22 protein-coding genes and 1 rRNA gene are annotated in these 25,828 nt (G+C 61.0%); 10 read left to right on the top strand and 13 right to left on the bottom strand.

The features are described 5' to 3' along the window. Nucleotides 1-4 precede the first annotated feature (4 nt). A 5S ribosomal RNA gene (gene rrf / locus CSQ92_RS26310) occupies nucleotides 5-117 on the top strand. A gap of 209 nt (nucleotides 118-326) precedes the next feature. Here rrf and dacB read toward each other — a convergent pair. Both dacB and CSQ92_RS26300 read right to left on the bottom strand, forming a co-directional pair. Next, complete coding sequence (dacB, locus tag CSQ92_RS26305) at nucleotides 327-1,829, bottom strand: D-alanyl-D-alanine carboxypeptidase/D-alanyl-D-alanine endopeptidase (protein ID WP_099395803.1); 1,503 nt, start codon at nucleotides 1,827-1,829, stop codon at nucleotides 327-329. Between the two features lie 8 nt (nucleotides 1,830-1,837). Continuing rightward, nucleotides 1,838-3,076 carry a nucleoside recognition domain-containing protein gene (locus CSQ92_RS26300; RefSeq protein ID WP_034753725.1) on the bottom strand — a complete coding sequence of 413 codons (1,239 nt, stop codon included), beginning with the start codon at nucleotides 3,074-3,076 and terminating at the stop codon, nucleotides 1,838-1,840. A 217-nt stretch (nucleotides 3,077-3,293) separates the two neighbouring features. On the opposite strand from CSQ92_RS26300, the gene CSQ92_RS26295 reads away from it, so the two are divergent. The 4 genes from CSQ92_RS26295 (at nucleotide 3,294) to CSQ92_RS26280 (ending at nucleotide 10,223) form a co-directional block, all read left to right on the top strand. Further along, nucleotides 3,294-5,099: an ABC transporter substrate-binding protein gene (locus tag CSQ92_RS26295; protein ID WP_099395816.1), complete on the top strand. Its 1,806-nt coding sequence runs from the start codon at nucleotides 3,294-3,296 to the stop codon at nucleotides 5,097-5,099. A 220-nt stretch (nucleotides 5,100-5,319) separates the two neighbouring features. Next, nucleotides 5,320-8,073, top strand: a complete 2,754-nt coding sequence (locus CSQ92_RS26290; RefSeq protein WP_257219361.1) for a TonB-dependent receptor — start codon at nucleotides 5,320-5,322, stop codon at nucleotides 8,071-8,073. Nucleotides 8,074-8,162: 89 nt separating this feature from the next. Next, nucleotides 8,163-9,242: a S66 peptidase family protein gene (locus CSQ92_RS26285; protein WP_099395802.1), complete on the top strand. Its 1,080-nt coding sequence runs from the start codon at nucleotides 8,163-8,165 to the stop codon at nucleotides 9,240-9,242. Nucleotides 9,243-9,329: 87 nt separating this feature from the next. Continuing rightward, a complete protein-coding gene (locus CSQ92_RS26280; RefSeq protein ID WP_099395801.1) occupies nucleotides 9,330-10,223 on the top strand; it encodes a YihY/virulence factor BrkB family protein in 894 nt (297 codons plus the stop codon). 437 nt (nucleotides 10,224-10,660) lie between these two features. Here the strand turns inward: CSQ92_RS26280 and CSQ92_RS26275 are convergent, their stop codons facing one another. From CSQ92_RS26275 to CSQ92_RS26250, 6 genes are all read right to left on the bottom strand, one after another. Beyond that, complete coding sequence (locus tag CSQ92_RS26275; protein WP_099395800.1) at nucleotides 10,661-11,788, bottom strand: acyl-CoA dehydrogenase family protein; 1,128 nt, start codon at nucleotides 11,786-11,788, stop codon at nucleotides 10,661-10,663. A 38-nt stretch (nucleotides 11,789-11,826) separates the two neighbouring features. Next, nucleotides 11,827-12,495 (bottom strand): SDR family oxidoreductase, encoded by a 669-nt coding sequence (locus CSQ92_RS26270; protein WP_070260718.1) that lies wholly within the window; start codon nucleotides 12,493-12,495, stop codon nucleotides 11,827-11,829. Nucleotides 12,496-12,569: 74 nt separating this feature from the next. Further along, nucleotides 12,570-13,766, bottom strand: a complete 1,197-nt coding sequence (locus CSQ92_RS26265) for an acetyl-CoA C-acyltransferase (RefSeq protein ID WP_099395799.1) — start codon at nucleotides 13,764-13,766, stop codon at nucleotides 12,570-12,572. Next, the gene (aceK, locus tag CSQ92_RS26260; RefSeq protein WP_099395798.1) at nucleotides 13,763-15,562 is read right to left on the bottom strand and encodes a bifunctional isocitrate dehydrogenase kinase/phosphatase; all 1,800 of its coding nucleotides are present in this window, start codon (nucleotides 15,560-15,562) and stop codon (nucleotides 13,763-13,765) included. The genes CSQ92_RS26265 and aceK overlap by 4 nt, the downstream gene beginning before the upstream one ends. 53 nt (nucleotides 15,563-15,615) lie before the next feature. Then, the gene (locus CSQ92_RS26255; protein WP_070260712.1) at nucleotides 15,616-16,800 is read right to left on the bottom strand and encodes an isovaleryl-CoA dehydrogenase; all 1,185 of its coding nucleotides are present in this window, start codon (nucleotides 16,798-16,800) and stop codon (nucleotides 15,616-15,618) included. Nucleotides 16,801-16,937: 137 nt separating this feature from the next. Beyond that, entirely contained in the window at nucleotides 16,938-17,342 is a 405-nt protein-coding gene (locus tag CSQ92_RS26250) for a MerR family transcriptional regulator (RefSeq protein ID WP_034780980.1), read from the bottom strand. A 706-nt stretch (nucleotides 17,343-18,048) separates the two neighbouring features. Here CSQ92_RS26250 and CSQ92_RS26245 point away from each other — a divergent pair. Both CSQ92_RS26245 and CSQ92_RS28910 read left to right on the top strand, forming a co-directional pair. Next, on the top strand, nucleotides 18,049-18,456 hold the full coding sequence (locus tag CSQ92_RS26245) for a hypothetical protein (protein WP_034753756.1): 408 nt from the start codon (nucleotides 18,049-18,051) through the stop codon (nucleotides 18,454-18,456). Nucleotides 18,457-18,545: 89 nt separating this feature from the next. Then, the gene (locus CSQ92_RS28910) at nucleotides 18,546-18,872 is read left to right on the top strand and encodes a hypothetical protein (protein WP_034780978.1); all 327 of its coding nucleotides are present in this window, start codon (nucleotides 18,546-18,548) and stop codon (nucleotides 18,870-18,872) included. Nucleotides 18,873-19,046: 174 nt separating this feature from the next. Here the strand turns inward: CSQ92_RS28910 and CSQ92_RS26240 are convergent, their stop codons facing one another. The 5 genes from CSQ92_RS26240 to CSQ92_RS26220 form a co-directional block, all read right to left on the bottom strand. After that, entirely contained in the window at nucleotides 19,047-19,649 is a 603-nt protein-coding gene (locus CSQ92_RS26240) for a UbiX family flavin prenyltransferase (RefSeq protein WP_034780976.1), read from the bottom strand. Further along, nucleotides 19,642-19,953 (bottom strand): Grx4 family monothiol glutaredoxin, encoded by a 312-nt coding sequence (gene grxD / locus CSQ92_RS26235; RefSeq protein WP_010402157.1) that lies wholly within the window; start codon nucleotides 19,951-19,953, stop codon nucleotides 19,642-19,644. The genes CSQ92_RS26240 and grxD overlap by 8 nt, the downstream gene beginning before the upstream one ends. Nucleotides 19,954-20,058: 105 nt before the next feature. Beyond that, the gene (locus CSQ92_RS26230; protein ID WP_099395797.1) at nucleotides 20,059-20,529 is read right to left on the bottom strand and encodes a GNAT family N-acetyltransferase; all 471 of its coding nucleotides are present in this window, start codon (nucleotides 20,527-20,529) and stop codon (nucleotides 20,059-20,061) included. 4 nt (nucleotides 20,530-20,533) lie between these two features. Then, nucleotides 20,534-22,882, bottom strand: coding sequence for a Tex family protein (locus CSQ92_RS26225; protein WP_034780972.1), 2,349 nt, complete (start codon nucleotides 22,880-22,882; stop codon nucleotides 20,534-20,536). Between the two features lie 94 nt (nucleotides 22,883-22,976). Further along, nucleotides 22,977-23,342, bottom strand: coding sequence for a hypothetical protein (locus tag CSQ92_RS26220; RefSeq protein WP_099395796.1), 366 nt, complete (start codon nucleotides 23,340-23,342; stop codon nucleotides 22,977-22,979). Nucleotides 23,343-23,610: 268 nt separating this feature from the next. Here CSQ92_RS26220 and CSQ92_RS26215 point away from each other — a divergent pair, with 268 nt between their 5' ends. The 3 genes from CSQ92_RS26215 to CSQ92_RS26205 are packed head-to-tail and all read left to right on the top strand — an operon-like array spanning nucleotide 23,611 to nucleotide 25,764. Further along, complete coding sequence (locus CSQ92_RS26215) at nucleotides 23,611-24,264, top strand: secretin and TonB N-terminal domain-containing protein (protein WP_180277114.1); 654 nt, start codon at nucleotides 23,611-23,613, stop codon at nucleotides 24,262-24,264. A 2-nt stretch (nucleotides 24,265-24,266) separates the two neighbouring features. Further along, nucleotides 24,267-24,824 carry an RNA polymerase sigma factor gene (locus CSQ92_RS26210; protein ID WP_070260704.1) on the top strand — a complete coding sequence of 186 codons (558 nt, stop codon included), beginning with the start codon at nucleotides 24,267-24,269 and terminating at the stop codon, nucleotides 24,822-24,824. Then, nucleotides 24,817-25,764 carry a FecR family protein gene (locus tag CSQ92_RS26205; RefSeq protein WP_099390106.1) on the top strand — a complete coding sequence of 316 codons (948 nt, stop codon included), beginning with the start codon at nucleotides 24,817-24,819 and terminating at the stop codon, nucleotides 25,762-25,764. Before CSQ92_RS26210 ends, CSQ92_RS26205 begins: the two co-directional genes overlap by 8 nt. Nucleotides 25,765-25,828: the final 64 nt, after the last annotated feature.

The raw sequence follows: 25,828 nt of genomic DNA, 5'->3' as shown, positions 1-25,828 counted from the left end.
TATGCCTGATGACCATAGCAAGTTGGTCCCACCCCTTCCCATCCCGAACAGGACCGTGAAACAACTTTGCGCCGATGATAGTGCTGCAACCAGTGTGAAAGTAGGTTATCGTCAGGCTTGTTATTCGTAGTAGAGAAAAACCCGATCAGAAATGGTCGGGTTTTTTTTCGTCTGGCGGTTTGTGATGGCGAACCCCAAACGCAGGCTGGGGTCAGACCCCCTCTTGCGTTGGCGTCGAATCTGGCGTTGGCGGTGTGGAGGGTCTGACCCCGGCGGTTCAGCAGGCGTAAAAAAAGGCAGCGCTGCGCGCTGCCTTCTTCTTGGTTTTATTGGCCGCTCACTACCGGCGTGGCGCCGCTCCTGGCGACCCATTCAATCAGCGCATCGACCGCTGCGCGGCCATTGCCATTGCCCACCAGGTCGCTATTGATCATGGCGACCACCACGCACAGCTGGTTGTTGGCGTCGGGCACATAGCCGGCGATGGCGACGACATTCTTCAACGTTCCCGTCTTGATGCGGGCCCGCGCGGCGGCCGGGCTGTTCAACAGGCGCTTGCGCATGGTGCCGTCCAGCGCCACGATGGGCAGGCTGGACTGGAACTCGGGCGCCCACGGACTTTGCTGCATCGCCTGCAAGACGCCGGCCATTTGTGCTGGCGCAATGCGTCCCGTGCGCGACAAGCCGGAACCGTTGTCGACCAGCATGCCTTGGGTATCGATATTGTGCCGCTGGAACCATTCCTGGATGACTTGCCGTGCCCGGCTGGCCGTGTCTTCCGGCGCCGCCATGGCGACGGGGCGACTGCCTAACCAGCCATCGCTTTGCAAACTGCCCAGGCTCAGGAACAAGGTACGGGCCAGGGTGTTGTCGGAGGTCTTGTTGATATCGCGCAAGACCTCGGGCAAGGCGCGCGCCACGTGGTCGGCCAGCATGCGCGTGCCGATGGGTTCGGCCGTTGGCGGCAAGCCTGTTGCCGGCGCTTCGCGCACCGTGCCCGTGATCGTGCCGCCCAGGCGTTTCCAGGTGGCACGGAACAAACGATCCGCATAATCGTTGCGGTCGAGCACGTTGATGCTGGTGGCCTTGCTGCAATTTTGCGGGAAGGTGCCGTGCAGAATCACCTGCAGCTTGCCGCCCGCATCGCGCCGGTATTCGGGCGGGCGCCAGCCGTCTTCCCATCTGGCGCAACTGCCCTTGACCAGTTTCATGTCGCTCGTGATGCTGACATTTTCGAGCGGCGGCTGCATCAGGATGCTCAATTGCCGCTCCGTCGAGTTCATGTTGATATCGAGCAGATTGGTGTTCAGCAATAATGCATCGGGAATGACGTTGTAGCGAAATTCGGCGGATTCGTCGAACGGTGCTGCGCCGATATCGGGCCGGGCCGGCTGGAACAGCTGGCGGTCGAGGATCAAATCACCCTTGATTTTCACGATACCCTGGTTGCGCAGGGTTTGCAGCATGTGTGCGAGTACGTCCGCATTGAAATCCGTGTCGGCGCCGCCGCGCAGGATCAAGTCGCCCTTCAGCACGCCATTGATGACATCGGCGCTGGTGCGCAACTCCGTGCGGCCGCGAAAGATGGGACCCAGCTGCTCCAGGCCTACGGCCGTCGTTACCAGTTTCATGGTGGACGCGGGCTGCATGCTGCGTTCGGCGCCATGCGACAGTACGGTGGCGTTGCCGCGCAAGACGATGGCGCCCATGGCGTCTTCCGGAATATTTGCGCTGCGCAGCAGCAGGCTGACGGATTCGGGCAATTGCGCGTGGGCAGTCGACAGGCCAAGACCCGCCAACAGCGCAGCCATCAGAACAGGACGTAACATGGTGCTCCTTAGTGGAAAAAGACGTAGGCAACGAAGACGGCGGTAATCACGCCAGCCAGATCCGCGATCAGGCCGGCCGTGATGGCATAGCGCGTCTTGCGGATGCCCACCGAGCCGAAGTACAGGGCCACGATATAGAAGGTGGTGTCGGCCGAGCCCTGGAAGACGCAGGCCAGGCGGCCGACGAAGGAGTCGACACCGTAGGTATTCATGGCATCGATCATCATGGCCTTCGAGCCGGAGCCGCTGAGCGGCTTCATCATGGCCGTCGGCAAGGCGGGCACGAAGTCCGTATTGATACCCAGGTTGGCGAAGAACCAGTTCATGCCGCTCATCAGGAAATTGAACACGCCCGCATTGCGGATCACGCTGATGGCCACCAGCATGCCGACCAGGTAGGGAATCACGGTGATCGAGGTCTGGATGCCGCCTTTTGCTCCTTCGATGAAGGCGTCGTACACGTTCACCTTCTTGCGCAGCGCGCCAATAATAAATATGGCAATCACGCTGATCAATACCAGGTTGCTGACCACTTTGGATACCAGCTCGATTTCCTGTTTCGTCAGGTATTGCGTAAAGTACCAGATCATGGCGACGATAGCGCTCGTCATGCCGCCCATCCAGCCCAGCACGACCCGGTTGAGCAAGTTGATGCGTTGCTTGATGGAGACCGTGATGATGCCGACCATGGTGGCCACATAGGTGGCGATCATGCAGGGGATAAAGATGTCGGACGGGTCTGCCGCGCCGAGGATGGAGCGCTGCGCCATGATGGCCAGCGGAATCAGGGTCAGGCCCGAGGTGTGCAGTACCAAAAACATGATTTGCGCATTCGTCGCCTCTTCCTTGTTCGGGTTCAAGGTTTGCAGGCTTTCCATGGCCTTTAAACCGAACGGCGTGGCCGCATTGTCCAGGCCCAGCAGGTTGGCCGAGAAATTCATCACCATGTGGCCCGTGGCCGGGTGGTCTTTCGGAATTTCCGGGAAGATGCGCGAAAAGAAGGGTGCAATCACTTTGGCCAGCCAGCCGACGATGCCCGCCTTTTCGCCGATGTTCATGATGCCGAGCCATAAGGTCATCACGCCGGCCAGCGGCAGGGCGATATCCATCACGCCCATGCGCGCCGTCTCGAAGGTGCCATCGATGATGCGCTTGAAGATATCGGTATCGCCGAGAAACAGCCACTGCAGCACTGCGGCCAGGAAGCCAACGAGGAAAAAGCCGGACCAGATGTAATTAAGTGCCATATGCGATCAGTTCTGTGTGTCGGGAGTGAAAAATGTCTGCAAACAAAGTATAGGGGCAGCCCGATACGAGTTGATGAAAGAATGCAGCAATCGCATGCCAAAAAGTTATAAGCTGGCAGCCTGTTTTCATTGGCGTCCCGTAACTTGCCCGCGTAGTGTGGGGGATGCCTGTCGCTTAGCGCTGTACGTTACCTTTGTCTGCACTGGATCACTGATGATGTTTTTACGCAAAACCGCCTGCGCCGCCGGCCTGGCCCTGTTGACGCTTTTCACGGTGCCGGCCGATGCCGCCGCCGATGCCGCCCGCGCCGGCAAGACCCTGCACTTGTTTTTGAGCACCAGCGAGACGGGCCTGGACCCGGCCGTGGCATCGGACCTGGCCAGCCTGAACTTGATGGAAAACATTTTCGACCCGCTCTTGCGCTACGACTATCTGGCGCGCCCGGTGCAGCTGCAGGGCAACACGGCGCGCGGCTTGCCGACGGTGGAAGATGGCGGACGCACATACACCTTCCACTTGCAGCCCGGCATTTTCTTTACACCCGATCCCGCCTTCAAGGGCCAGCCGCGCGAAGTGACGGCGCAGGATTATGTGTACAGCCTGACGCGGCTGTATGACCCCAGCCTGAAGTCGCCGTGGTTGTTCTTGCTGGAAGACAAGCTGGTGGGCGATGCGGCCCTGAAAACAAAATTCAGCTATGACACGCCGATCGCCGGCTTGCAGGCGCTGGACAAATACACCCTGCGCATCCGCCTGAACGGCGTCGATCCGAACTTCCTGTTTTACCTGGCGATGCCGGCGACAGCGGTGGTGGCGCGCGAAGTGGCTGAAGCGTACCCGGCGGCAGGGCAGATCGGTAATCACCCCGTCGGCACGGGGCCGTTCCTGGTGAAGGAATGGAAACGCAGCGACAAGATTGTGCTGCAAGCCAACCCGACTTTCCGTGCCACCGTGTTCCATACGCAGGCCAAGGCGCTGGCCGCCTTGCCGCTGGAGGCGCGTGCCATCGCCACCGCGCTGGAAGGCAAGCAATTACCGCTGGTCGAGCGCATCGAGGTGCGCATCGTCGAGGAATATCAATCGCGCATGCTGGGTTTCCTGAAAGGCGAATTCGATTACCTGGAACAAGTACCGGAATCGATGACGGACATGGTGCTGGAAAATGGCGCGCTGAAACCGGCATTGCTTGCCAAGGGTCTGCAGCTGACGCGCTTTCCCGTGCTGCAGACGTATTACATGTGGATGAATATGGACGATCCCGTGCTGGGCGGCACGAGCAAGGACAAGCTGGCCCTGCGGCGCGCCATCGCCCTCAGCTATAACAGCCGCGAAGACATCGCCTTGCTCAAAAAAGGCCTGGCCTTGCCGGCCCAGTCGCCGTTGCCGCCGAATGTGCTCGGTTACGACAAGCAATACCGCAGCCCCGTCGCCTACGATCCCGTGCTGGCGCGCGCCCTGCTGGACCGCTTCGGCTACAAGGCGGGTCCCGATGGTTTCCGCACCCAGCCGGACGGCACACCCTTGCTGCTCACCATGCACACGGAACCGAGCACGGTGGGACGCTTGCGCGACGAATTGTGGCGCCGCAACCTGAACGCCATCGGCCTGCGCGTGGAATTTAAAAGCGACAAGAAGACGGAAATCATCAAGGCGTCGCGCCTTGGCAAGGTGCAGATGTTCGAAACCAACTGGATCGCCGACTTCCCCGATGGCGATAACTTTATGCAATTGTTGTATGGTGGCAACGTTGGCCGCGCCAACTATGCCCGCTTCAATTTGCCCGATTACAATAAACGCTATGAGGAGGCGCGCCTGCTATCCGATACGCCGCGCCGACGCAGTCTGTACTTCGACCTGTTTCAGCTGATCCACGCCTACACGCCGTGGGTGTTGCTGACGCATCCCATTTCTGCCGACCTGCAACAACCGTGGCTAAAAAACTACAGGCGCCACCCTGTGGAATTCACGTCCTGGCGCTATCTGGACGTGGATAAAAGCAGGGCTAGCCCCGCAGGCAAGTGACCATGTCACTGAAAAGGGCATTCATTCCAAAAAGTTATGGTTAGGAAAGCATTTTTCATTGGCTGGGCCCGGATGCATCGCGCTACTCTGAAAATGAAAACAAATAAAGTCATGCGCAAATGTCATAAAAAAATGTACTGCGAGACAGACAGTTGCGACGTGAAAAAAACAGCCTGACTTGAGAACTCAAGTTTCGATTGCCCAAATAAAGGAGAGACCCGTGAAATTGAAGAAGCTAGCGCAATTGGTGGCATTGATGGGGGTGGTGGGGCCGGTGATGGCACAGGAAGCGGGGGCACCAGCAATGCAACGGGTCGAAGTCACGGGCAGCAGCATCAAACGCGTCGCCAAGGAAGGCGCGCTGCCTGTGCAAGTCATTTCGTTTGAACAGATCGAAAAGCAGGGCATCACGACGACCGAGCAACTGGTGCGTACCCTGTCGGCGAATGGCACGGGCGCCGATAACATGACTTCGGGCAATAACGTGTTTGGCGCGGATGCCGACAGGGTCAGCGGCGGCGCCTCGTTCGCCTCGCTGCGCGGCCTGGGACCATCGAGCACCCTGGTGCTGTTGAACGGCCGCCGCATCGCCACGCATGGCGCCAGCGGCAAGTCGGTCGACCTGAACTCGATACCGCTGGGCGCGATCTCGCGCGTGGAAATTCTCAAGGATGGCGCCTCAGCCATCTACGGCACGGACGCCATCGGCGGCGTGATCAACTTCATTCTGAAAACCAATTACAGTGGCGTGGAAGCGTCCGTCTCCACCAACGACACGCAGGCAGGCGGCGGCGCCACGCGCCGCGCCTCGCTGCTGGCCGGCACGGGCTCGCTGGAAAGCGACGGCTACAACATCATGGCCAGCCTGACCGTCGACAAGGCGCAGCGCCTGAACGGCAGCGACCGCTCCTTCGTCAACGGCTTCCAGCCGGGCCGCGGCCTGTCGCCCGACACCACGGGCACGCCGTTCGCCAACCAGATGGCGGGTGCCGGCACGGCGCTGGGCGCCTCTTTCCAGCTGCCTGGCGATGCGAATAAATACCTGCAAGCCAATCCCCTGAGCTTCCAGGGCAAGTGCGACAGCATCGCCGGCATGTCGCAGTACCAGACGGAGCTGTGGAAAGACGTGACCTCGCCGCTGCGCACCAAATATTCCTGCGCCTACGACTATGGCGCCGACTATGTGCTGCAATTCCCCGTCGAACGGGCCAATCTGTTGTCGCGCGGTACGTTCCAGCTGGCGCCCGACCACCGCATGTTCGTTGAGGTGCTCGGTTCGCGCACCAAGGCCACGGCCATCTTGACGCCGATGCAGGTGCAGGCGACTGTCGCCAACAAGAATCTGTATCCGGTCGGTGGCGCGTACTACCAGGACCTGTCGGCCTACATCCCCTCGTTCGACAAGACCAAGCCGATTTCCTACAAATGGCGCGCCAATGACGTGGGCAACCGCACGCAGGAAAACACCACCGACAATGCCCGCGTGCTGGTGGGCTTCGAGGGGAACTTCGGCAAGTGGGATTACAAGGCTGGCATTTCGCGCGCTGAAAGCAGTACCAAGACCAAGCTGACGGATGGCTATTCCTATACGGACAAGCTGTACGCGGCATTGGCGACGGGCATCATCAATCCGTGGGTGGGCGCCGGTCAGAGCCAGACGGAAGCGGCCAAGCAATTGATCGAATCGACCAAGTTCCGTGGCGACTTCCAACATGGCAAGACAACCCTGACGCAGATCGACGGTTCCGTTTCGGGCGAGCTGTTCCAGCTGCCGGCCGGTGCGCTGGCCATGGCAGCCGGTTTTGACTTGCGCCGCGAAGGTTACAGCTTCGGGCAAGATGTCGACGCCATCCAGATCCTGCTGGCGCCAGGCAATGCCGCATTAAAAGATGCCAGCCGTACCGTCAAGGCCGTGTATGCCGAATTGCTGGTGCCGGTCACGAAGGACCTGGAAATGCAGCTGGCCATCCGCCGCGATGATTACAGCCTGGTGGGCGCGACGACAAATCCGAAAGTGGCTTTCCGTTACCAGCCAACGGATTTCCTGCTGTTCCGTGGTTCGGCCAGCAAGGGTTTCCTCGCGCCAAGCTTCCAGCAGCTGTACTCCGGTTCGCTGAGCCAGGAATTGCCGAACGGCGTGATCGACCAGGAAGGCTGCGCCAAGCATCCGGGCGTGCCCGAGTACTGCGCCATCGACCGCCTCGACTACAAGACGGGTGGCAACACGAACCTGAAGCCGGAAACGTCGAAGCAGGGCAGCGTCGGTTTTGTCATCGAGCCATTCAAGGGATATTCGGCCTCGTTCGACTACTGGGCCATCAATACCAAGGATCGCATCCTGAACCGCACGCCGCAAATCGTGCTGACCAACTACCAGGCACTGAACCAGTACATCCACCGCAATCCGGACGGCACCATCGAGTATGTGCAGGCGGGCTGGATCAATGCGGCAGGCAGCCGCGTGCGCGGCCTCGACGTGGGCTTGCGCGGCGAGGGCAAGATCCAGGACGCGAAATGGACGGCGACCCTGGACGGCACGTATATGGACAGCTTCAAGTTCGCGGAATATCAAGGCCAGGAATACCAGGAGCTGGTCGGCAAGTTTTATACGCGCGACCTGTACCTGCGCTGGAAACACAACGCCAGCTTCGGCGTGTCGCGCGGCGACTGGAGCGGCTTGCTGATCCAGAGTTTTTCGTCGGGCTACAAGGATCAGGTGCCGAATGGCGGCAAGGGTACGCCGCCGCCAGGCTTCAAGCCGGATGTGTCCAGCTACACCACGTATAACTTGTCGGGCACGTACACGGGCTTCAAAAATACGACGATTACCGTGGGTATCCAGAACCTGTTCGACCGCGATCCGCCGTTCACCGCGCACAACGTGGATGAAGTGGTGGGCGCCGGCTGGGACCCGCGCGTAGCCGACCCGCGTGGCCGTTCGCTGTCGTTCCAGCTGAAATACAAGTTCATGTAAGGCGGCCATGCCGGCGGTGATCCTGCCGGCATGCTAATCTCGTGCGGCGGCGCCTGGCGTCGCCGTTTTTTATTCCAGGAAAGGGCCGCATGTCCAGTCAGACCAATCTCAGCCGGCGCCGCTTCGGCGGCTTGCTGGCCGCCACCCTGGGGGCGGCAGGCACACCGGCGTGGGCGGCGGCCGCGCAAGGGAAGGGCAAACGCATGCAACAGCAACACGCATTGATCAAGCCGGCGCGCCTGCGCGACGGCGACCTGGTCGCCATCATCGCACCGGGCGGTTTTACGGATGAGGACGCCATCGCCAAGGCCGTACGCAATATCGAATCGCTGGGGCTGCGCGCCAGCCTGGGCGCGAATATTCGCGCCGTGCACGGCAACTATGCGGGCACGGTGCAGCAGCGCCTGGACGACCTGCACGCGGCGTTTCGCGATCCGGAAGTCAAGGCCGTGTGGGCCATCCGCGGCGGCTCCGGCTGCATTTCGCTGCTGGCGCTGCTCGACTATGCCTTGATCCGCGCGAATCCGAAAGTGCTGATCGGCTATTCCGACATCACGGCCCTGCACCTGGCCATCGGCCGCCAGACGGGCCTGGTGACGTTCCACGGCCCCGTGGCCTCGTCCACATTTTCCGATTACACGGTGACGCAGCTGCAAAACGTGCTGATGACGCCGCAAGACAGCTATACGATCCCGATGGCGCTGGACAATCACCGCCGCGCGCAGACGCACGCCAACTTCGCCATCCGCACCGTGCACGGCGGCCAGGCGACGGGGCGCTTGACGGGGGGCAACCTGTGCATGGTCAGCGCGCTGGCGGGCACGCCGTATGCGGCCGATTTCCGCAAGCATATTTTGTTCCTCGAAGAAATCAACGAAGTGCCCTACCGCATCGACAGGATGCTGTGCCAGCTCGACCTGTCCGTGGGCTTCAACAAGGCTGCGGCCTTGATGCTGGGTATTTTCGAGCATTGCGAGGCGGCCGAGGGCGACACCGCGCTGACCCTCGATGCCACCCTGGACCAGCATTTGCAGCCTTTACGCGTGCCGGCTGTCAGCGGCTATTCGTTTGGCCACATCCGCCACCAGTTCACGATACCGATGGGCATATTGGCGACCCTGGATGCGGACCGGCAAACCCTGACCTTGTTGGAGCCGGCCGTCTGCTAGCGTACGGTGCAGCGGGGCGATTGTCAGTATGCTAGTGTGATTGCAGGCGCGGCACGAGGCCGCGCCGCCTTCTTCACCGCACCCGACATGATCAACCGCCACGCCAGTACCTACATCCTCAGCCACCCGCTGGCCTTCACGCTGCAGGTGCTGAAGGGTTTCCGCGCCAACCAGGGCCTGCTGCTGGCGGGCGCCGTCGCGTATTACTCGCTGCTCTCCATCGTGCCCCTGCTGATGCTGGTGGTGGTGGCCCTGTCGCACGTGATCGCGCAGGACGAATTGCTGCAAACCATAGGCCATTACCTGGAATGGCTGGTGCCGGGGCAATCGAAAGCCATCGTGGGCGAGATTGCGCATTTTCTCGACAACCGGGGCGTGATCGGCTGGCTCTTGCTGCTGACCATGCTGTTCTTCAGCTCGCTGGCGTTTACCGTGCTGGAAAACGCCATGAGCGTGATTTTCATTCACCGCGTGGCCATCCGCCGCCGCCATTTCCTCATTTCCGCCGTGCTGCCGTACTGCTACATCCTGTGTCTGGGCGTCGGCATCTTGCTGATCACCCTGGTGGCGGGCGGCTTGCAGGTGATGGGCGAGGAAAGCGTGCGCTTCCTGCGCCATGACTGGGGCCTGGAAGGGGTGTCCGGCGTGCTGCTGTATCTGCTGGGGCTGGCGGGTGAAATCCTGGTGCTCAGCTCGATTTACCTGGTCATGCCGGTGGGGCGCCTGTCGATCACGCATGCGCTGATCGGCGGCGTGACGGCGGCCCTCTTGTGGGAAATCGCGCGCCACGTGCTGGTCTGGTATTTTTCCACCTTGTCGCAGGTCAACATCGTGTATGGCTCGATGACGACGGCCATCGTCGTCATGTTCAGCCTGGAAATCGGCGCCACCCTGTTGCTGCTGGGCGCGCAAGTGATTTCCGAATACGAAAGAGTGGCCCGCGGCGGGCAAGAGGACAAACCGTTGGCGCTAAGGACCTGATTTAAGGTATGGCTTCAATTCATTATTGCACTGCACAAAAAGCTGTGTTATACTCCGTTCAGTGATTGAGATTTGGCAGCAAATCATCTCACCATCCAGTTTCAGCGCGGCGACCGACAGGTGTAATGTCGATGGCGTGACAGTGCGAAGAAATGGATTTTGTAATTCCGGATACGATGGTCGATTTTACACTTGGAGTCACCATGCAGATAGCATGGGAGTCCGAAAATCAGGAGGCACTTTGCAGATAGCACTGGCGTCCATGACACGATTAAAGCATTGGTAATACATTGGAACAAGCCCGCGTTTTAGCGGGCTTTTTTTCGTCCATCGTTGGCGTATGGGGTCAGACCCTCGACACCGCTAACGTAAAGCTCCGCGCCAACGCATGTGGGGGTCTGACCCCAGCCTTTGCCTGGGGTTAATCGTCCTCAGCTTTACAAAGCTCGCGCAATCAAAATCTTCTGAATATCGCTGGTCCCCTCATAAATCTGGCACACGCGCACGTCGCGGTAGATGCGCTCGACGGGGAAGTCGGACACATAGCCGTAGCCGCCGTGCACCTGGATGGCGTCCGAGCACACTTTTTCCGCCATTTCCGACGCAAACAGCTTGGCCATGGCCGCTTCTTTTAAACACGGCAAGCCCGCATCCTTCATGGCCGCCGCGTGGCGGATCAGCTGGCGCGCCGCTTCAATTTGCGTGGCCATGTCGGCCAGACGGAATTGCACGGCCTGGTGCTCATAGATGGGCTTGCCGAAACTCTCGCGCTCGCGCGCATAGCTCAGGGCCGCTTCATAGGCGGCGCGCGCCATGCCCACGGCTTGCGAAGCGATGCCGATGCGTCCGCCTTCCAGGCCGGACAGGGCGATCTTGTAGCCTTGTCCCTCTTCGCCGATCAGATTTTCCGCCGGGATGCGGCAGTTGTCGAACAGGATCTGCGCCGTGTCCGACGAATGCTGGCCCATCTTCTGTTCCAGTCCCGCCACGATGTAGCCGGGCGTGTTCGTCGGCACCCAGAAGGCGCTGATGCCGCGCTTGCCGGCAGCCTTGTCGGTGACGGCCATGACGATGGCCACGTCCGCATATTTTCCGCTGGTAATGAATTGCTTGGTGCCGTTGATCACGTATTCATTGCCGTCAAGCGTGGCCGTCGTGCGCAGGGCCGAGGCGTCGCTGCCGGTGTGCGGTTCCGTCAGGCAAAATGCCCCCAGCATGGCGCCTTGCGCCAGTGGACGCAGCCATTGTTCCTTTTGCGCATCGTTGGCGTACATCATGGCGATGCTGCACACGGGACAATTATTCACTGAAATGATGGTCGACGTGCCGCCATCGCCGGCGGCGATTTCTTCCAGCACCAGGGCCAGCGACACGTAGTCGAGGCCGGCGCCACCGAGCGCTTCCGGCACGGCCACGCCAAAGGCGCCCAGCGCGGCCAGTTCCTGCAATTCTTCTTTCGGGAAATGATGTTCCTTGTCCCAGCGGGCCGCGTTGGGCACCAAGCGCTCGCGCGAAAAACTGCGTAGCGCTTCCTGGATCATGGTCTGTTCTTCATTGAGTATCATGGGACGTCGTCTCGTATTTTTTATAGTGGATGCGGGAATTACCAGCCGATGGGCTTGCCATCGTAGTTGCGGAATACGGCCTTGTCCGTGGCTGGCAGGCTGGCCAGGGTGGCGCGGATGCCGGCAGCGCTTTGTTCGGGTGAAATATCGGCGCCGGCGCCGCCCATGTCCGTACGTACCCAGCCCGGGTGGAAAGCCACGCAGCTGACGCCTTGCGGGCCATGCACGAGGGCAGTGTCGATCAGCACGGAATTCAGGGCCGCCTTGCTGGCGCGGTACAGCGAACCGCTGGGATTGCCCCGCTCGCTCAGGGAGCCCATGTGCGAGGACAGCACGGCCAGCTTGCCTTTCGCGTTGGCCACCAGCGGCGCCAGGATCGGCAGCAGCCGCATGGCCGCCAGCACGTTCGTGTGCATGACGAGGTCGAAATCGGCTTGCGCGGGGAAACCGTCGTGGCGGGGGCCGTACACGCCCGCGTTGAGGATGGCCACGTCGAGCTTTTCATCGTCGAGCTTCCAGCCCAGGCCGGCACAGCCTTCCACGTCCGTCACGTCCAGCTGGTGCGCTTCCGCGCCCAGTTGCGCGAGGGCGTCGCAGGCGTCCGGTGTGCGGGCCGTGGCGATGACACGCCAGCCATCGTGGCGGTATTGACGGACGAGCTCGTGGCCGATGCCGCGCGAGGCGCCGATGATCAATGCGGTAGGCATATGTTTTCTCCCTGAAAATAAAATGAAAGGGCGCGCACCGTGAACTGCGGTGCGCGCCCGTGCTCAGGAAGAGCTTATACCAGTTCGATCGCCATCGCCGTCGCTTCGCCGCCGCCGATGCACAGGGCTGCCACGCCGCGTTTGCCGCCGGTTTTTTTCAAGGCGCCCAGCAGGGTGACGATGATGCGTGCGCCCGAGGCGCCGATTGGGTGGCCCAGCGCGCACGCGCCGCCGTGGATGTTGATCTTGCTGTGCGGAATGTCGAGGTCGTGCATGGCGGCCATCGGTACGGCCGCGAACGCTTCATTGATCTCGAACAAGTCGACATTGCTGCTGCTCCAGCCCGTTTTGGCGTACAGCTTTTTCACCGCGCCGATGGGGGCCGTGGTGAATTCGTTCGGCGCCTGCGCATGCGTGGCGTGGCCGTGGATTTTCGCGATGACGGTGCAGCCGAGTTTTTTCGCCGTCGATTCGCGCATCAGCACCAGGGCTGCCGCGCCATCGTTGATCGACGAAGATGAGGCGGCCGTGATGGTGCCGTCTTTCTTGAACGCCGCTTTCAAGGTCGGGATTTTTTCCAGACGGGCTTTTTGCGGGCCTTCATCGATGCTGACGACGGTGTCGCCGCCACGGCCGGACACGGTCACGGGCGCGATTTCCCATTCGAAACTGCCATCCTTGGTGGCCGCTTGCGCGCGTTTGACGGATTCGATGGCAAACGCATCCTGCGCTTCGCGCGTGAACTGGTACTGGCTGGCGCACTCTTCTGCAAACGTGCCCATCGAGCGCGCATTGCCCTTTTCATCGCGGCTGTAGGCGTCTTCCAGGCCATCCATCATCATGTGGTCATAGATCATGCCGTGGCCGATGCGGTAGCCGCCGCGCGCCTTTGGCACCAGGTAGGGGGCGTTGGTCATCGATTCCATGCCGCCCGCCACCACCACGTCGGCGCTGCCGGCGAGCAAGGTGTCATGCGCGAACATGGTCGTCTGCATGGCCGAGCCGCACATTTTCGACAGGGTCACGGCGCCCGTGGAATCGGGCAAGCCGGCCTTGCGCAAGGCTTGGCGCGCGGGCGCCTGGCCCTGGCCAGCCATCAGGCAATTGCCGAAATACACGTGTTCAACGGCATCCGGCGCCACGCCGGCCCGTTCGACGGCGGCGCGGATGGCCACGGCGCCCAGGTCGCTGGCGGTGACGTTGGCAAAGTCGCCCTGGAAGGCGCCCATGGGGGTGCGCGCGGCACCGACGATTACGACTGGATCATTCATGTTGGATCTCCGGTTAAGGGTGGGGATGGTGACTGCATACAAAAACGCAGGTGCTGCGGATAAGGGAAGACGTCCTCGATATGGCCGTCTTCGATGCGCTGCTTGCGCGCCTGCCAATATTGCGCCGTCAGCAGGTCGGCATGGTGCTGCATGAAATAGGTGCGGATGCGGGGATTGCCCAGCAGGAAGGTGCCGAATTGTTCGGGAAACACATCGTTCTTGCCGATGGGATACCACGGTTCGGCCGACATTTCTTCCTCCTCCGTGCGCGCTTCTGGGATGACGCGGAACTGGCAATCGGTGATGTACTCGATTTCATCGTAATCGTAAAAAACGACACGCTGATGACGGGTCACGCCAAAGTTTTTATACAGCATGTCGCCCGGGAAAATATTTGCCGCTACCAATTCCTTGATGGCGTTGCCGTACTCGACGATGGCGTGTTCGACCAAATCATCGCGGCCTTCCTTCTCGGCATTGCTCAGCCACATGTTCAGCGGCACCATGCGCCGCTCGATGTACAGGTGGCGGATGATGATCTGCTCCTGGTCTTCTTCGATCAGCGAGGGGGCGAACTGTTTCAGCTCGGCCAGCAATTCCTCGGCAAAACGGGCGCGGGGAAAGGCTACGTTGGAATACTCGAGCGTGTCGGCCATGCGGCCCACCCTGTCGTGGTGTTTCACCAGCAAATACTTTTGCTGGACTTGCGCGCGCGTGGTTTCCTTGGGCGGCGGGAAGAAATCCTTGATGACCTTGAAGACATACGGAAACGACGGCAGGGCAAACACCAGCATCACCAGGCCGCGGATGCCGGGCGCGCTTTCAAAGTGGTCCGACGAGTGTTTCAAATGCTGCAGGTAGTCGCGGTAAAACAGCGTCTTGCCCTGTTTTTGCAGGCCCAGTATCGTATAAATTTCGCTGCGCGGCTTGCGCGGGAGCAAGCTGCGCAGGAATTGCACATAGGCCGATGGCACTTCCATATCGACCAGGAAATAGGCACGCGTAAACGAAAACAGCACGGCGATCTGCTGGTGCTCGAACAACACCGTATCGAGCACCAGCTTGCCGTGACGGTTGTGCAGGATCGGCACGACAAATGGGTATTCGCGGTTGCCGTTGATGCCCTTGCCGACCAGGTAGGCGCCCTTGTTGCGGTAGAACAAACTGGTCAAGACTTGGATCTGGTGGTTCGGCTCCAGCCGGTCGCCGCCAAACAATTGCTGCAACCGCGCTTCCACCTGGGCCACATCACGCTCCAGGTTGGCAAATGCGCAGCCCAACTGGAAGTCCGTCACCATGCGCGTCAGGGTGTGGCGCAAGCCATCCTGGCCGGGGTAATACACGCGGTAGGTGGGGGCCGGGTCTTGCGTTTCGATGTATTCCGTGGACACGACGGGGCGCACGAAAATATAGTCGTTATTGAAATACGTGCGGTGCAGGATGTTGCAGCAGACGGAATTGAAGAAGGTTTCCGCCAGTTCCGGCTGCTTGTGTTCCGTCAGCATGCCGATGTAGTGCAGCTTGAGTTCGCGCCACACTTCATCGCTCAACTCCGACTCTTCGTACTCGTCTTCGAGCATCTGCACGCATTCCTGCACGCGCTTGTCATAAAAGTCGATACGTTCGCGGGCCGCCGTCTGCGCCGCGGCCCAGGCGCCCTGCTCGAAATACTGCTTGGCGTGCTGGCTGGTTTCGCGGAACAAACGGTAATGCTTGTCGAAGCCGTCGCGGATGGTGCGCGCGATATCGAATGCAATCTGGGAAGAGAGCAATTTGGGGAAGGCAATGTGCGTCATATCTGTGCTCGCATGAATAGCTCATCACCCAGTCGATAATCGCGCGCCCGTACTTACTTGGTTTCCGCAAACAGTTCGCGGCCTATCAGCATGCGGCGGATTTCGCTGGTCCCGGCGCCGATTTCATACAGCTTGGCATCGCGCCACAGGCGGCCGGCCGGATACTCATTGATGTAGCCGTTGCCGCCCAGGGCCTGGATCGCTTCGCCTGCCATCCAGGTTGCCTTCTCCGCACTATACAGAATGGCGCCGGCCGCATCCTTGCGCAGCTGGCGCACGGCTTCCGGCGTGGTGGCGCGGTCGCAAGCCTGGCCCACTGCATACACATAGGCCTTGCACGCCATCATGGTCGAATACATATCGGCCAGTTTGCCCTGCATCAATTGGAATTCGCCGATGGGCTGGCCGAATTGCTTGCGATCATGCACGTAAGGCACGACCAAGTCCATGCAAGCCTGCATGATGCCCAGCGGACCGCCGGACAGCACGGTGCGCTCGAAGTCGAGGCCCGACATCAGCACGTTGACGCCCTTGCCCAGGCCGCCCAGCACGTTTTCGGCCGGTACTTCGCAATCCTGGAATACCAGTTCGCCCGTGTGCGAGCCGCGCATGCCCAGCTTGTCGAGTTTTTGCGCGATGGAAAAGCCCTTGAAATTCTTTTCGATCAGGAACGCCGTCATGCCGCGCGGACCCGCTTCCAGGTCGTTTTTCGCGTACACCACCAGCACGTCCGCGTCGGGGCCGTTGGTGATCCACATCTTGGTGCCGTTCAAGACCCAGCGGTCGCCTTTGAAGTCGGCGCGCAGCTTCATGCTGACGACGTCCGAGCCCGCATTCGGCTCCGACATGGCCAGGGCGCCGATGTGCTCGCCCGTGATCAGTTTCGGCAGGTATTTGGCTTTTTGCTCGGCCGTGCCGTTGCGCTTGATCTGGTTGACGCACAGGTTCGAGTGGGCGCCGTAGGACAGGCCGACGGAGGCCGAGGCGCGCGAGATCTCTTCCATGGCGATGATGTGCGCCAGGTAGCCCATGCCGGCGCCGCCGTATTCTTCGCTGACGGTGATGCCGAGCAAGCCCATGTCGCCCATCTTGCGCCACAGGTCCATGGGGAACTGGTCCGTGCGGTCGATTTCGGCCGCGCGCGGCGCGATTTCGGCGGCGGCAAATTGTTGGATCGCTTCGCGCAGGGAGGCGATGTCGTCGCCGTGGTCAAAGGTCAAGCCTGGGAGATGGAGCATGTCGTCCTCGTCGTCGTTATAAGTGTGGCGGTCATGGATGCCGGGTCAGTGAAGCTATGATACTCAGTTGTGACGTTTACGTAAACGTAAAGCGATACGCGTAAAGCGCTGCGCGGCAAGCGCCGCCGCATGGATACCTAGTTTGTTTGCGCCTTATCAAGGCTCAAGTCCGCCAGCATGCGCGCGCAAGCGTCTTCATGCGCGCTGATTTCCGCCAGCGCCATTTCGATATCGATGCGCTGCTGCTCCAGCGTCTGCCGGTGCTGCGCCAGCACGCCCAGGAAGCGGTCCATCTGCGCGCGCGTGTCCTTCGGCGACTCGTACATGTCGACCAGGCTCTTGATTTCCGACAACGCCAGGCCCAGGCGCTTGCCGCGCAGGGTCAGTTTCAAGCGGGTGCGGTCGCGCGGCGTATAGACGCGGCTGCGGCCGCCGGCGCCTTCGCGTTTCGGGCTGAGCAAGCCCTGGTCTTCATAGAAACGGATGGCGCGCGCCGTGATGTCGAATTCCCGCGCCAGTTCGGTAATGGTATAGGTCGTCATTGCTGCGGGCGGTGTCGGTTGCATGGGTGGTCGGTCGCTGGATGGGTGCTGCAGGGTAATGGGTGGCAAAGTGCCGTTTACGTCAACGTCAATACTATTGTAGCGTGCCCTGCCCGTGCTGCAACAAAGAAAGGCGTGATTGGGGGGATTTGGCGAATAAGGCAACAATTACTGAAAATAAATTGATTCTTCTTGCGCAAACGCGCTTAAGATCGAGAGTTGGTGGCCAAGATGACACCAAAAAGAGCTTTCCTGGCATAACAGCGACATTCTTTTCGCTGCGATGGCAGTAAAATTTTCAGGCACAGATTCTTTCCAGCCGGCACGATCAAAAAACAACGTTTCACTATGAGTACGTCGTTCATATCGTTTCCATGTTGGAAACAAAATGGCCCTTCTGAAAACTTTGTCTACAAGAAATTGTATGACATGGGCATTGCGTGTATCGGTAGAGAAGGGCATTATCCGATACCGTACGTTGTAATGCCAAACCGAGGCTTTGAATCGTGCTGCAGTGCGAAAATCAAGGCTAGCCGCGAATTTGACCCGAAGCCACGCAGAATCGCAAGAGAAAATTTGGCCCACTTTTTCACCTGAAAAGCCCGGCTGGAGTGTTAATTGTTAATTTATACTCTTTTCAAATGTAACAATCTGTATGGTCATTCAAGAAACTGACTTTCATGTTACAACATGAAATAGTACACCTATGAATTCTTCTAACGAACGCGAAAGCTTCAGCCAGCGACTTCAGTTGGCTCTCAAAAACGCCCATTATTCTCCAGACAGCCCGACCAGACTGGCCCGGGAATTCAATATCCGTTTCGACGGGCGCCCGATTACCGTGCATGCAGCTAGGAAATGGTTAGTAGGTGAAGCAATTCCGACGCAAGAGAAATTGCGCATGATTGCCCAATGGTTGGGCGTTCCAGCGGAATGGTTGCGTTTTGGTGGTCCGGAAAGCGCCACGCCGAATGGCGAAGCGGGCAGCGCTTTGTCGCGTTTTGAGTCCGCCGATGTGAAATTAATTGCCGATTTGCAAAGATTAGATGAACATCATCGTCAAATCGCGCGAGAATTTATTCGCATGCTGGTCAGAGTCAACTACCAAAAGTAAGCATTCAGGCCACCCCCGGCCGGCGCCGTCCGCCTTTCGCTGACGGTGCTCTCCCTGTCCTTTTATTTGCGCAACGTCATACTGGAGACATGATTTTGCCGCACAATAAGACCTCGCATGTTGCGCTGCAGCGGAATTATTTAACAATAATCCCGCTCGCGGCGGCGCAGCGGCCAATACCAGCGCATAATCACATCAGAAGCAGCCAGTTCATCCACTACGGAGCCGAGCATTTGAGCCGTCTTATGAAAAGTAACTACAGCAATACCGCGCAGCTGAAGGACTTGATGACCGTGCCCCCCATGACTGCCGCGCAACATGCGGAAGTGATGCGCAAACGGATCGCCCACCGCAGGATGGTTGAAGAAGCCAGGGATTTGAAGCAGGCAAGTGCCACGCAATTCGAAAAACGCTAGTGGTGGATGCTTGACCAAAGCTACTGCGCGTCGGCATAGCTAGCCTGCGATGCTCACCGTACTAGAGTACGGTTGCGCTTCTCGACTAGCTCTTCCTTCCGCTCGCTACGCTTTTGTCAGGCATCGTGACTTGGTAGGGGTTTCCCCGCTTATAAGTTGATTGCGTTGGTGATGTCAGGTTTCTGACGCTTTAAGACCATTCCACCGCGGTGCCAGGCTGTGCTCGATGCCGAGCAAGTCGATGACGCGCGCCACCGTATGGTCGACCATTTCCGCAATGCTCTGCGGGTGGTGATAAAAGCTCGGTAAGGGCGGGAAGATGATGCCGCCCATTTCGGTCACGGCTGTCATATTGCGCAGGTGCGCCAGGTTGAACGGCGTTTCGCGCACCATCAGGATCAGGCGGCGGCGCTCCTTGAGCACCACATCGGCTGCCCGCGTGATCAAATTATCCGACAAGCCATGGGCCACGGCCGCCAGGGTCTTCATCGAGCACGGTGCGATGACCATGCCATCCGATTGAAACGAGCCGCTGGCGATGCTTGCGCCGATGTCGCGCAGTTTGTGCACCACGTGCGCTTGCGCTTCGATTTCCTTGCGCCCCACGCCTGTTTCCTGGTGCAAGGTTAGTACGGCTGCATCGGACAAGACCAGATGCGTCTCGACGCCGGGGATGGCGCCGAGCAATTGCAGCAGCCGCAAGCCATACACGGCGCCCGTGGCGCCCGTGATGGCCACGACGATACGGCGCGGCCGCGCAAGCTGGCTATCAGGCATCCAGCAGGGACTTCAGTTCGCCCGATTCAAACATTTCATTCATGATATCGGAACCACCGATGAACTCGCCTTTGACATACAGCTGCGGAATGGTAGGCCAGTTCGAGTAATCCTTGATGCCTTGGCGTACTTCCGGGTCATCCAGCACGTTGACGGTGGCGATGTTTTCCACGCCGCATGCTTTCAGGATCTGGATGGCGCGGCCGGAAAAGCCGCACTGCGGGAACTGGGCCGTGCCCTTCATGAACAGCACGACTGGCGTGCTCGTCACGGTTTCTTTGATCCAGGTTTGTACGTCGCTCATAGCTGCCTCTGATGGGTAAATAAATAGATGCCGTCATTTTATAAGAAAACGCCGGCACGGGTATGCGCTCAAGTCATAAATCGGGCAAGTCAGCCACGTTGAGGCTTATAAGGTCTTGCCCAGGCACACCGATTGTGCAGCGCCCACGTATTTGCCCCAGGCAATGACGGGTGCATAGCCGTGTTTGGCATAAAACGCCACGGCGCGGCCATTTGCCACGCGGGTGGACAGGTGCAGGGCATGGTAGTGATGCTGGCGCGCCTGCGCCTCTACATGGGCCAGCAGGGCCGCGCCCACGCCGGCGGCGCCAGGGCGTGCATACATACGCTTGAGCTCGCCTATGGTGCTGTCCGCTTCGCCCAGCGGCCGCAGGGCGGCACAGCCCAGCAGTTCTCCAGCGCCATCGCGCGCCAGGTAAAAGCCGCCGCGCAAGGTTGCCGCTTCGGCATCGAAGGAAGAGCGGCCGCTGTCGCCATTGATGCGCAGCAGCGTATCCGACAATTCATCGAGCAGCAGCTGCGCCTCCATGCTGGCGGCGTCCACCACCAGGATGACGAGGTCATGCCCGGCGGCCATGGACTTAACCGCGCAGCTTGGCGAACGCGGCGGCCATGCTGCCGGCCGGCTCGGGCGCGTTGCGCGATTGCGACTGATGCTGCGCCATGCTGCGGCGGTCGTTGCGGTCGCCCTTTTGCTCGGGCTTGCTGCCCGCTTGCGGCGCGCTATCCGTCAGGCGCATGGTCAGCGCGATGCGCTTGCGCTTTTCATCGACTTCCAGCACCTTGACGCGGACGACTTGTCCAGCCTTGACCACCGTGTGCGGGTCCTTGACGAAGGTGTTCGACAGGGCCGAGATGTGCACCAGGCCATCCTGGTGCACGCCGATATCGACAAAGGCGCCAAAGGCGGCCACGTTGGTGACTACGCCCTCGAGGATCATGTCCGGGCGCAAGTCGCGGATTTCTTCCACGCCTTCCTTGAAGGTGGCGGTGGTGAACTCCGGACGCGGGTCGCGGCCCGGCTTTTCCAGTTCCTTCAGGATGTCGGAAATGGTCGGCACGCCGAAGGTTTCATCCGCGTACTTTGCCGGGCTCAAGGTTTTCAGCAGCGCCGTTTCGCCGATGACAGCCTTGATATCCTTCTTGATATCGGCCAGGATCTTTTCCACCAGCGGGTACGATTCCGGGTGGACGGCCGAGGCGTCCAGCGGATTGTCGCCGCCCATCACGCGCAAGAAGCCGGCGGCCTGCTCGAACGTTTTATCGCCCAGGCGCGGCACGGCTTTCAAGGCTGCGCGCGAGGTGAACGCGCCCTTCATGTCGCGGTAGGTGACGATGCTTTGCGCCACGCTGGCCGACAGGCCGGAGACGCGCGCCAGCAGCGGCGCCGACGCCGTGTTCACGTCCACGCCCACGGCATTCACGCAATCTTCCACCACGGCATCGAGTGAACGCGCCAGCTGGCTTTGACTCACGTCATGCTGGTACTGGCCCACGCCGATCGATTTCGGGTCGATCTTGACCAGTTCGGCCAGCGGGTCTTGCAGGCGGCGCGCAATCGACACGGCGCCGCGCAGGGACACATCCATGTCCGGCAACTCTTTCGAGGCGAATTCGGACGCCGAATACACCGAAGCGCCCGCTTCCGAGACGACGATCTTCGTCATCTTCGCTTCCGGATGCTGCTTGATCAAATCCTGCGCCAGCTTGTCCGTTTCGCGCGAGGCCGTGCCGTTGCCGATGGAAATCAGCGACACATTGTGCTTGGCGGCCAGGCGGCCCAGCGTATGCAGCGAGCCATCCCAGTCGTTCTTCGGCTGGTGCGGATAGATCACGGCCGTGTCGACCACTTTACCGGTGGCATCGACGACGGCGACCTTGACGCCCGTGCGCAAGCCAGGATCGAGGCCCATGGTGGCGCGCTGACCGGCCGGCGCGGCCAGCAGCAGCGCTTTCAGATTGGTGGCGAAGACATTGATGGCGTCGAGTTCCGAGCGCTCGCGCAGGGCGCCCATCAGTTCCGTTTCCAGGTGCATGAAGCTTTTCACGCGCCAGGTCCAGCGCGCCGTGTCGGCCAGCCATTTGTCGGCCGGACGGCCTTGTTGCTTGATGCCGAAGCGGGCGGCGATGCGGCCTTCGCACGGATTGTGCGGCGCATCCCATTTCGGTTTTTCCGCTTCCGTATCCAGGCGCAGGGTGACGTCGAGGATGCCTTCGCGGCGGCCGCGCAGCAGGGCCAGGGCGCGGTGCGAGGGGACCGTGGAAATGGTTTCCGAGTAATCGAAATAATCGGCGAATTTTTCGCCTTCGTCCTGCTTGCCTTCCACCACTTTCGATTCGACGATGCCGTGTTCCTGCACGTATTCGCGCAAGGTTTGCAGCAACGTTGCGTCTTCGGCGAAACGCTCCATCAAAATCTGGCGCGCGCCGTCGAGGGCCGCCTTGGTATCCGCCACGCCCGGGTTGTTGCCGTCGGCACTCGTAAACGCGTCGCGCAGGAACTTGCCCGCTTCCATTTCCGGCGTCAGTTCGGGATTGTCCAGCAAGCCGTCGGCCAGCGGCATCAGGCCCGCTTCGATGGCGATCTGCGCCTTCGTGCGGCGCTTTTGCTTGTAGGGCAGATACAAATCTTCCAGGCGCGTCTTGTCTTCCGCGTGCATGACGGCGTCGAGCAATTCGGGCGTCATCTTGTTCTGTTCCGTGATCGAGGCCACGATGGCGGCGCGCCGCTCTTCCAGCTCGCGCAGGTAGCGCAAGCGCTCTTCGAGCAGGCGCAGCTGGATATCGTCGAGGCCGCCGGTCGCTTCCTTGCGGTAACGGGCGATGAAGGGCACGGTGGCGCCTTCGTCGAGCAGTTCGATGGCGGCGGCAACCTGCACCGGTTTGGCGGCAAGTTCAAGGGCAAGACGTTGTTCGATAGTGGGCAGCATGGTTGTTTCCAGAGCGATCAAGCCTGGAATGATACGCAATCGGCGCGATTGCGCAATCTTGACAGCGCAAATGGACTGTGCGTTGACAACGGCGTCAACGTGGCGGCAGCAGCGGGCTGGCGGGCGGTGGGGGACTTGGGCGCTGCGGCGTGACGGACTTGCCAAAGGCATTGCCCATGCGGTGTTCGAGGGCGGCGCGGTTGTACAGGCCCAGCTGGTTCGACGGGCGCTGCACGATCGCTTCCGCGCCGGACAGGGCGGGCGGCTGCCGGTTCAGTGTGTTGCTATTGGGCAATAATTTTTCATTCAAGCATGACATCGATTGCGCGCGCTGGCCATTGGCTTCCACTTCCACGCAGCCCTTCTGCGGCGCGGCGGCCTTGACGACGACGGTGTGTTCGTCCGCCTGTGCGGACAGGGTGGCGCAGGTCAGCAGTAACAGCAAGAACAGGCGTGCCATGGCGGCTCCCGGAGCGGTGGTGAAGCGCCCAGCATAGCAAGGTCATATGTCGCGGCGATGACACAGGCCAGGATGCGGGCTGGCGCCATGTCATGCAGTTGTCATTTTATGAAGCTACCATCTTGCCATTCTGCAGACAACATTGCAGTCAAGACACTTCATGAGCAGGCTTTCTCGTTGATTTCCCTGGAAAATGACACAAACCCACCGCCGCGCCGCAAAGGGCAATGCCCTGTCCGCCTGCTTGCTGATGACATTGATGACATTCATGACATTCGTGCGACCGGCTGCGGGTGCGGACGGTGCTGATGCCGCCGCGCACGCTACCCTGCACTTCGACTTGCCCGCCCAGCCGCTCGATGCGGCGCTGGTGGCGTTTGGCGAAGTGACCGGGTATTCCGTGCTCGTCAGCAGCCAGCTGGCGGCCGGTCGCGTGGCCGCGGCCGTGCGCGGCGACTACACGCCGGCAGAAGCGCTGCAGCGCCTGCTGGCCGGCACGCAGCTGGGCGCGCGCTTCAGCGGCAGCAATGCGTTTACCTTGCTGGCGCTGGCGGACGCCCCCGTGGCGCCGGCGCCCGTGTCGGCCGAGGCCGTTCCCGCCGCGCCGCCGTTGCAAGGCTATGCGGCCGTTCTGCAGCGCTCGCTCACGCGCGCCCTGTGCCGTTTGCATCCGGACGCGTTTGGCCGCTACCGCCTGGCGTTCCAGCTGTGGCTCGACGAGCGGGGCAAGGTGCGCGCCGTGCATGTGCTGGAACCGAGCGGCGTGGATCAGCGCGACCGCGCCGTGCTGCAGCGCCTGCGCAGCCTGCTGATCGATGGCGCGCCACCGGCGGGCTTGCCGCAGCCGCTGACGATTTTACTGACGCCGCGGCCCGACCCAGGGGCCGATTGCGCGCCCTACCTCCTGTCCGGGGTGTCCTGACCATGCCGGACTTGCTGAAAGCCACCTTGCGCAAGCTGTTCCTGGAACGCTATGGACAGTTTCGCCGCCATTTGCAACGCCGCCTGGGCTCGGAAGACCTGGCCAATGACGCGCTGCATGAAACGTATTTGCGGGTCGAGCGGATGAACGCGCCCGAGGCGATCAGCTATCCATCCGCCTACCTGATGCGCATCGCCATCAACATTGCGGAAGATCAACGCCGCGACAATGCGCGCCTGCTCAGCTTGCCGGATATCGACGATCTGTACGAGATGGCCGATGAATTGGCCGACCCGGCCCGCACCTTCAGCGCGCGCGCCGAGCTCGAGGAACTGGAACGGGCCTTGCAGGAGCTGCCGAAACGCCGGCGCGCCATCGTCATCGCCGCCCGCGTCGACCAGTTGCCGCACCGTGACATTGCCGAGCGCTTCGGCATTTCCGCCCGCACGGTGGAGAAGGAATTGCGCGCCGGACTCGAACATTGCTGCGAACGCATGGGACGCGATTTCATCCAGCGCTTCGGTCCCGGGGCGGGAAAAACGTCTAAACATCATGACTGAACAAGCGGAAGACGACATGGGTGTCATCGAACAGGAAGCGCAGGCGTGGGTGGTGCGCCTGGCCTCGGGCCAGGTCAGCGAGCGCGACGCGCAAGTGTTTCGCCACTGGTGCGCGCGTAGCCGCAAGCATGCCAACGCGTTTGCCGAGGCGCGCGCCGTGTGGGGCGCCATGGCGCCGGCCGCGCGCGCCGTCAAGCGGGCGCAGGCGCCCGTGAACGTGGCGCGGCGCGCCTGGCTCGGTGGCGCCGTCGCTGCCTCGCTGGGCTTGCTGGTGCTGCGCCCGCCCACGGACCTGTGGCCGGCCGTGGCGGGCCTCGCTGCCGACTACGCCACCGGCACGGGCGAGCAGCGCGAAGTGGCGCTCGATGGCGGTGTGCTGGTGCAGATGAATACGCAGACGCGCCTCGATGCGGCGCCGCTGCAGGATGGCGCCGCGTCGCTGGTGCTGCTGGCGGGCGAGGCGGAATTCCAGGCCGGCTTGCGCGGCGCGGCGAGGGTGCGCGTGCAGGCGGGCGACGGCACGGTGTCGGCCGGCAGCGCACGCTTCAATATCCGCTTGTTCGGCCAGGAAGTGTGCGTGACCTGCCTGGCGGGCCGCCTGCGCGTGGCGCAGGCCGGCAACGATGCGGAGCTGGCGGCCGGGCAGCAGCTGCGCTACCGGCCCGAGCATTTCGGCATCGCGCGCGCGGTGGCGAAGAGCGATGTCAGCGCGTGGCGCCAGCGCCTGCTGGTCTTCAAGCAAAGCACCCTGGCCGAGGTGGTGGACGAGGTGAACCGCTACCGTCCCGGCAAGCTGATCCTCAATGGCGAGGCCTTGAAACACACGCGCGTGCAAGCGAGTTTTTCGCTCGACCGCCTCGACGATGTGATCGCCCTGATCCAGGATGCGTATGGCGCGCGCGTGACGCGGCTGCCGGGAGGCATCGTGCTGTTTGGCTAGCGATGCACGCCGATGGCATCTCGCCAATTATGACATTTTCATGACCTTTTGCAGTCCCGGACCT

It is taken from the genome of Janthinobacterium sp. BJB446 (genome assembly GCF_002735655.1).
GTDB lineage: Bacteria > Pseudomonadota > Gammaproteobacteria > Burkholderiales > Burkholderiaceae_D > Janthinobacterium > Janthinobacterium lividum.
This window is presented reverse-complemented; position numbering and strand designations above follow the sequence as displayed.

Excerpts from the sequence above, each read along its gene's own strand:
- CSQ92_RS26210 (WP_070260704.1), top strand. The coding sequence starts at position 24,267 with ATGCCGGACTTGCTGAAAGCCACCTTGCGCAAGCTGTTCCTGGAACGC.
- aceK (WP_099395798.1), bottom strand. The coding sequence starts at position 15,562 with ATGACGCACATTGCCTTCCCCAAATTGCTCTCTTCCCAGATTGCATTC.
- dacB (WP_099395803.1), bottom strand. The coding sequence starts at position 1,829 with ATGTTACGTCCTGTTCTGATGGCTGCGCTGTTGGCGGGTCTTGGCCTG.
- CSQ92_RS26215 (WP_180277114.1), top strand. The coding sequence starts at position 23,611 with ATGACATTCGTGCGACCGGCTGCGGGTGCGGACGGTGCTGATGCCGCC.
- CSQ92_RS26230 (WP_099395797.1), bottom strand. The coding sequence starts at position 20,529 with ATGGCCGCCGGGCATGACCTCGTCATCCTGGTGGTGGACGCCGCCAGC.
- CSQ92_RS28910 (WP_034780978.1), top strand. The coding sequence starts at position 18,546 with ATGATTTTGCCGCACAATAAGACCTCGCATGTTGCGCTGCAGCGGAAT.
- CSQ92_RS26240 (WP_034780976.1), bottom strand. The coding sequence starts at position 19,649 with ATGCCTGATAGCCAGCTTGCGCGGCCGCGCCGTATCGTCGTGGCCATC.
- CSQ92_RS26265 (WP_099395799.1), bottom strand. The coding sequence starts at position 13,766 with ATGAATGATCCAGTCGTAATCGTCGGTGCCGCGCGCACCCCCATGGGC.
- CSQ92_RS26225 (WP_034780972.1), bottom strand. The coding sequence starts at position 22,882 with ATGCTGCCCACTATCGAACAACGTCTTGCCCTTGAACTTGCCGCCAAA.
- CSQ92_RS26245 (WP_034753756.1), top strand. The coding sequence starts at position 18,049 with ATGAATTCTTCTAACGAACGCGAAAGCTTCAGCCAGCGACTTCAGTTG.
- CSQ92_RS26280 (WP_099395801.1), top strand. The coding sequence starts at position 9,330 with ATGATCAACCGCCACGCCAGTACCTACATCCTCAGCCACCCGCTGGCC.
- CSQ92_RS26270 (WP_070260718.1), bottom strand. The coding sequence starts at position 12,495 with ATGCCTACCGCATTGATCATCGGCGCCTCGCGCGGCATCGGCCACGAG.
- grxD (WP_010402157.1), bottom strand. The coding sequence starts at position 19,953 with ATGAGCGACGTACAAACCTGGATCAAAGAAACCGTGACGAGCACGCCA.
- CSQ92_RS26255 (WP_070260712.1), bottom strand. The coding sequence starts at position 16,800 with ATGCTCCATCTCCCAGGCTTGACCTTTGACCACGGCGACGACATCGCC.
- CSQ92_RS26295 (WP_099395816.1), top strand. The coding sequence starts at position 3,294 with ATGTTTTTACGCAAAACCGCCTGCGCCGCCGGCCTGGCCCTGTTGACG.
- CSQ92_RS26220 (WP_099395796.1), bottom strand. The coding sequence starts at position 23,342 with ATGGCACGCCTGTTCTTGCTGTTACTGCTGACCTGCGCCACCCTGTCC.
- CSQ92_RS26205 (WP_099390106.1), top strand. The coding sequence starts at position 24,817 with ATGACTGAACAAGCGGAAGACGACATGGGTGTCATCGAACAGGAAGCG.
- CSQ92_RS26285 (WP_099395802.1), top strand. The coding sequence starts at position 8,163 with ATGTCCAGTCAGACCAATCTCAGCCGGCGCCGCTTCGGCGGCTTGCTG.
- CSQ92_RS26275 (WP_099395800.1), bottom strand. The coding sequence starts at position 11,788 with ATGATACTCAATGAAGAACAGACCATGATCCAGGAAGCGCTACGCAGT.
- CSQ92_RS26300 (WP_034753725.1), bottom strand. The coding sequence starts at position 3,076 with ATGGCACTTAATTACATCTGGTCCGGCTTTTTCCTCGTTGGCTTCCTG.
- CSQ92_RS26250 (WP_034780980.1), bottom strand. The coding sequence starts at position 17,342 with ATGACGACCTATACCATTACCGAACTGGCGCGGGAATTCGACATCACG.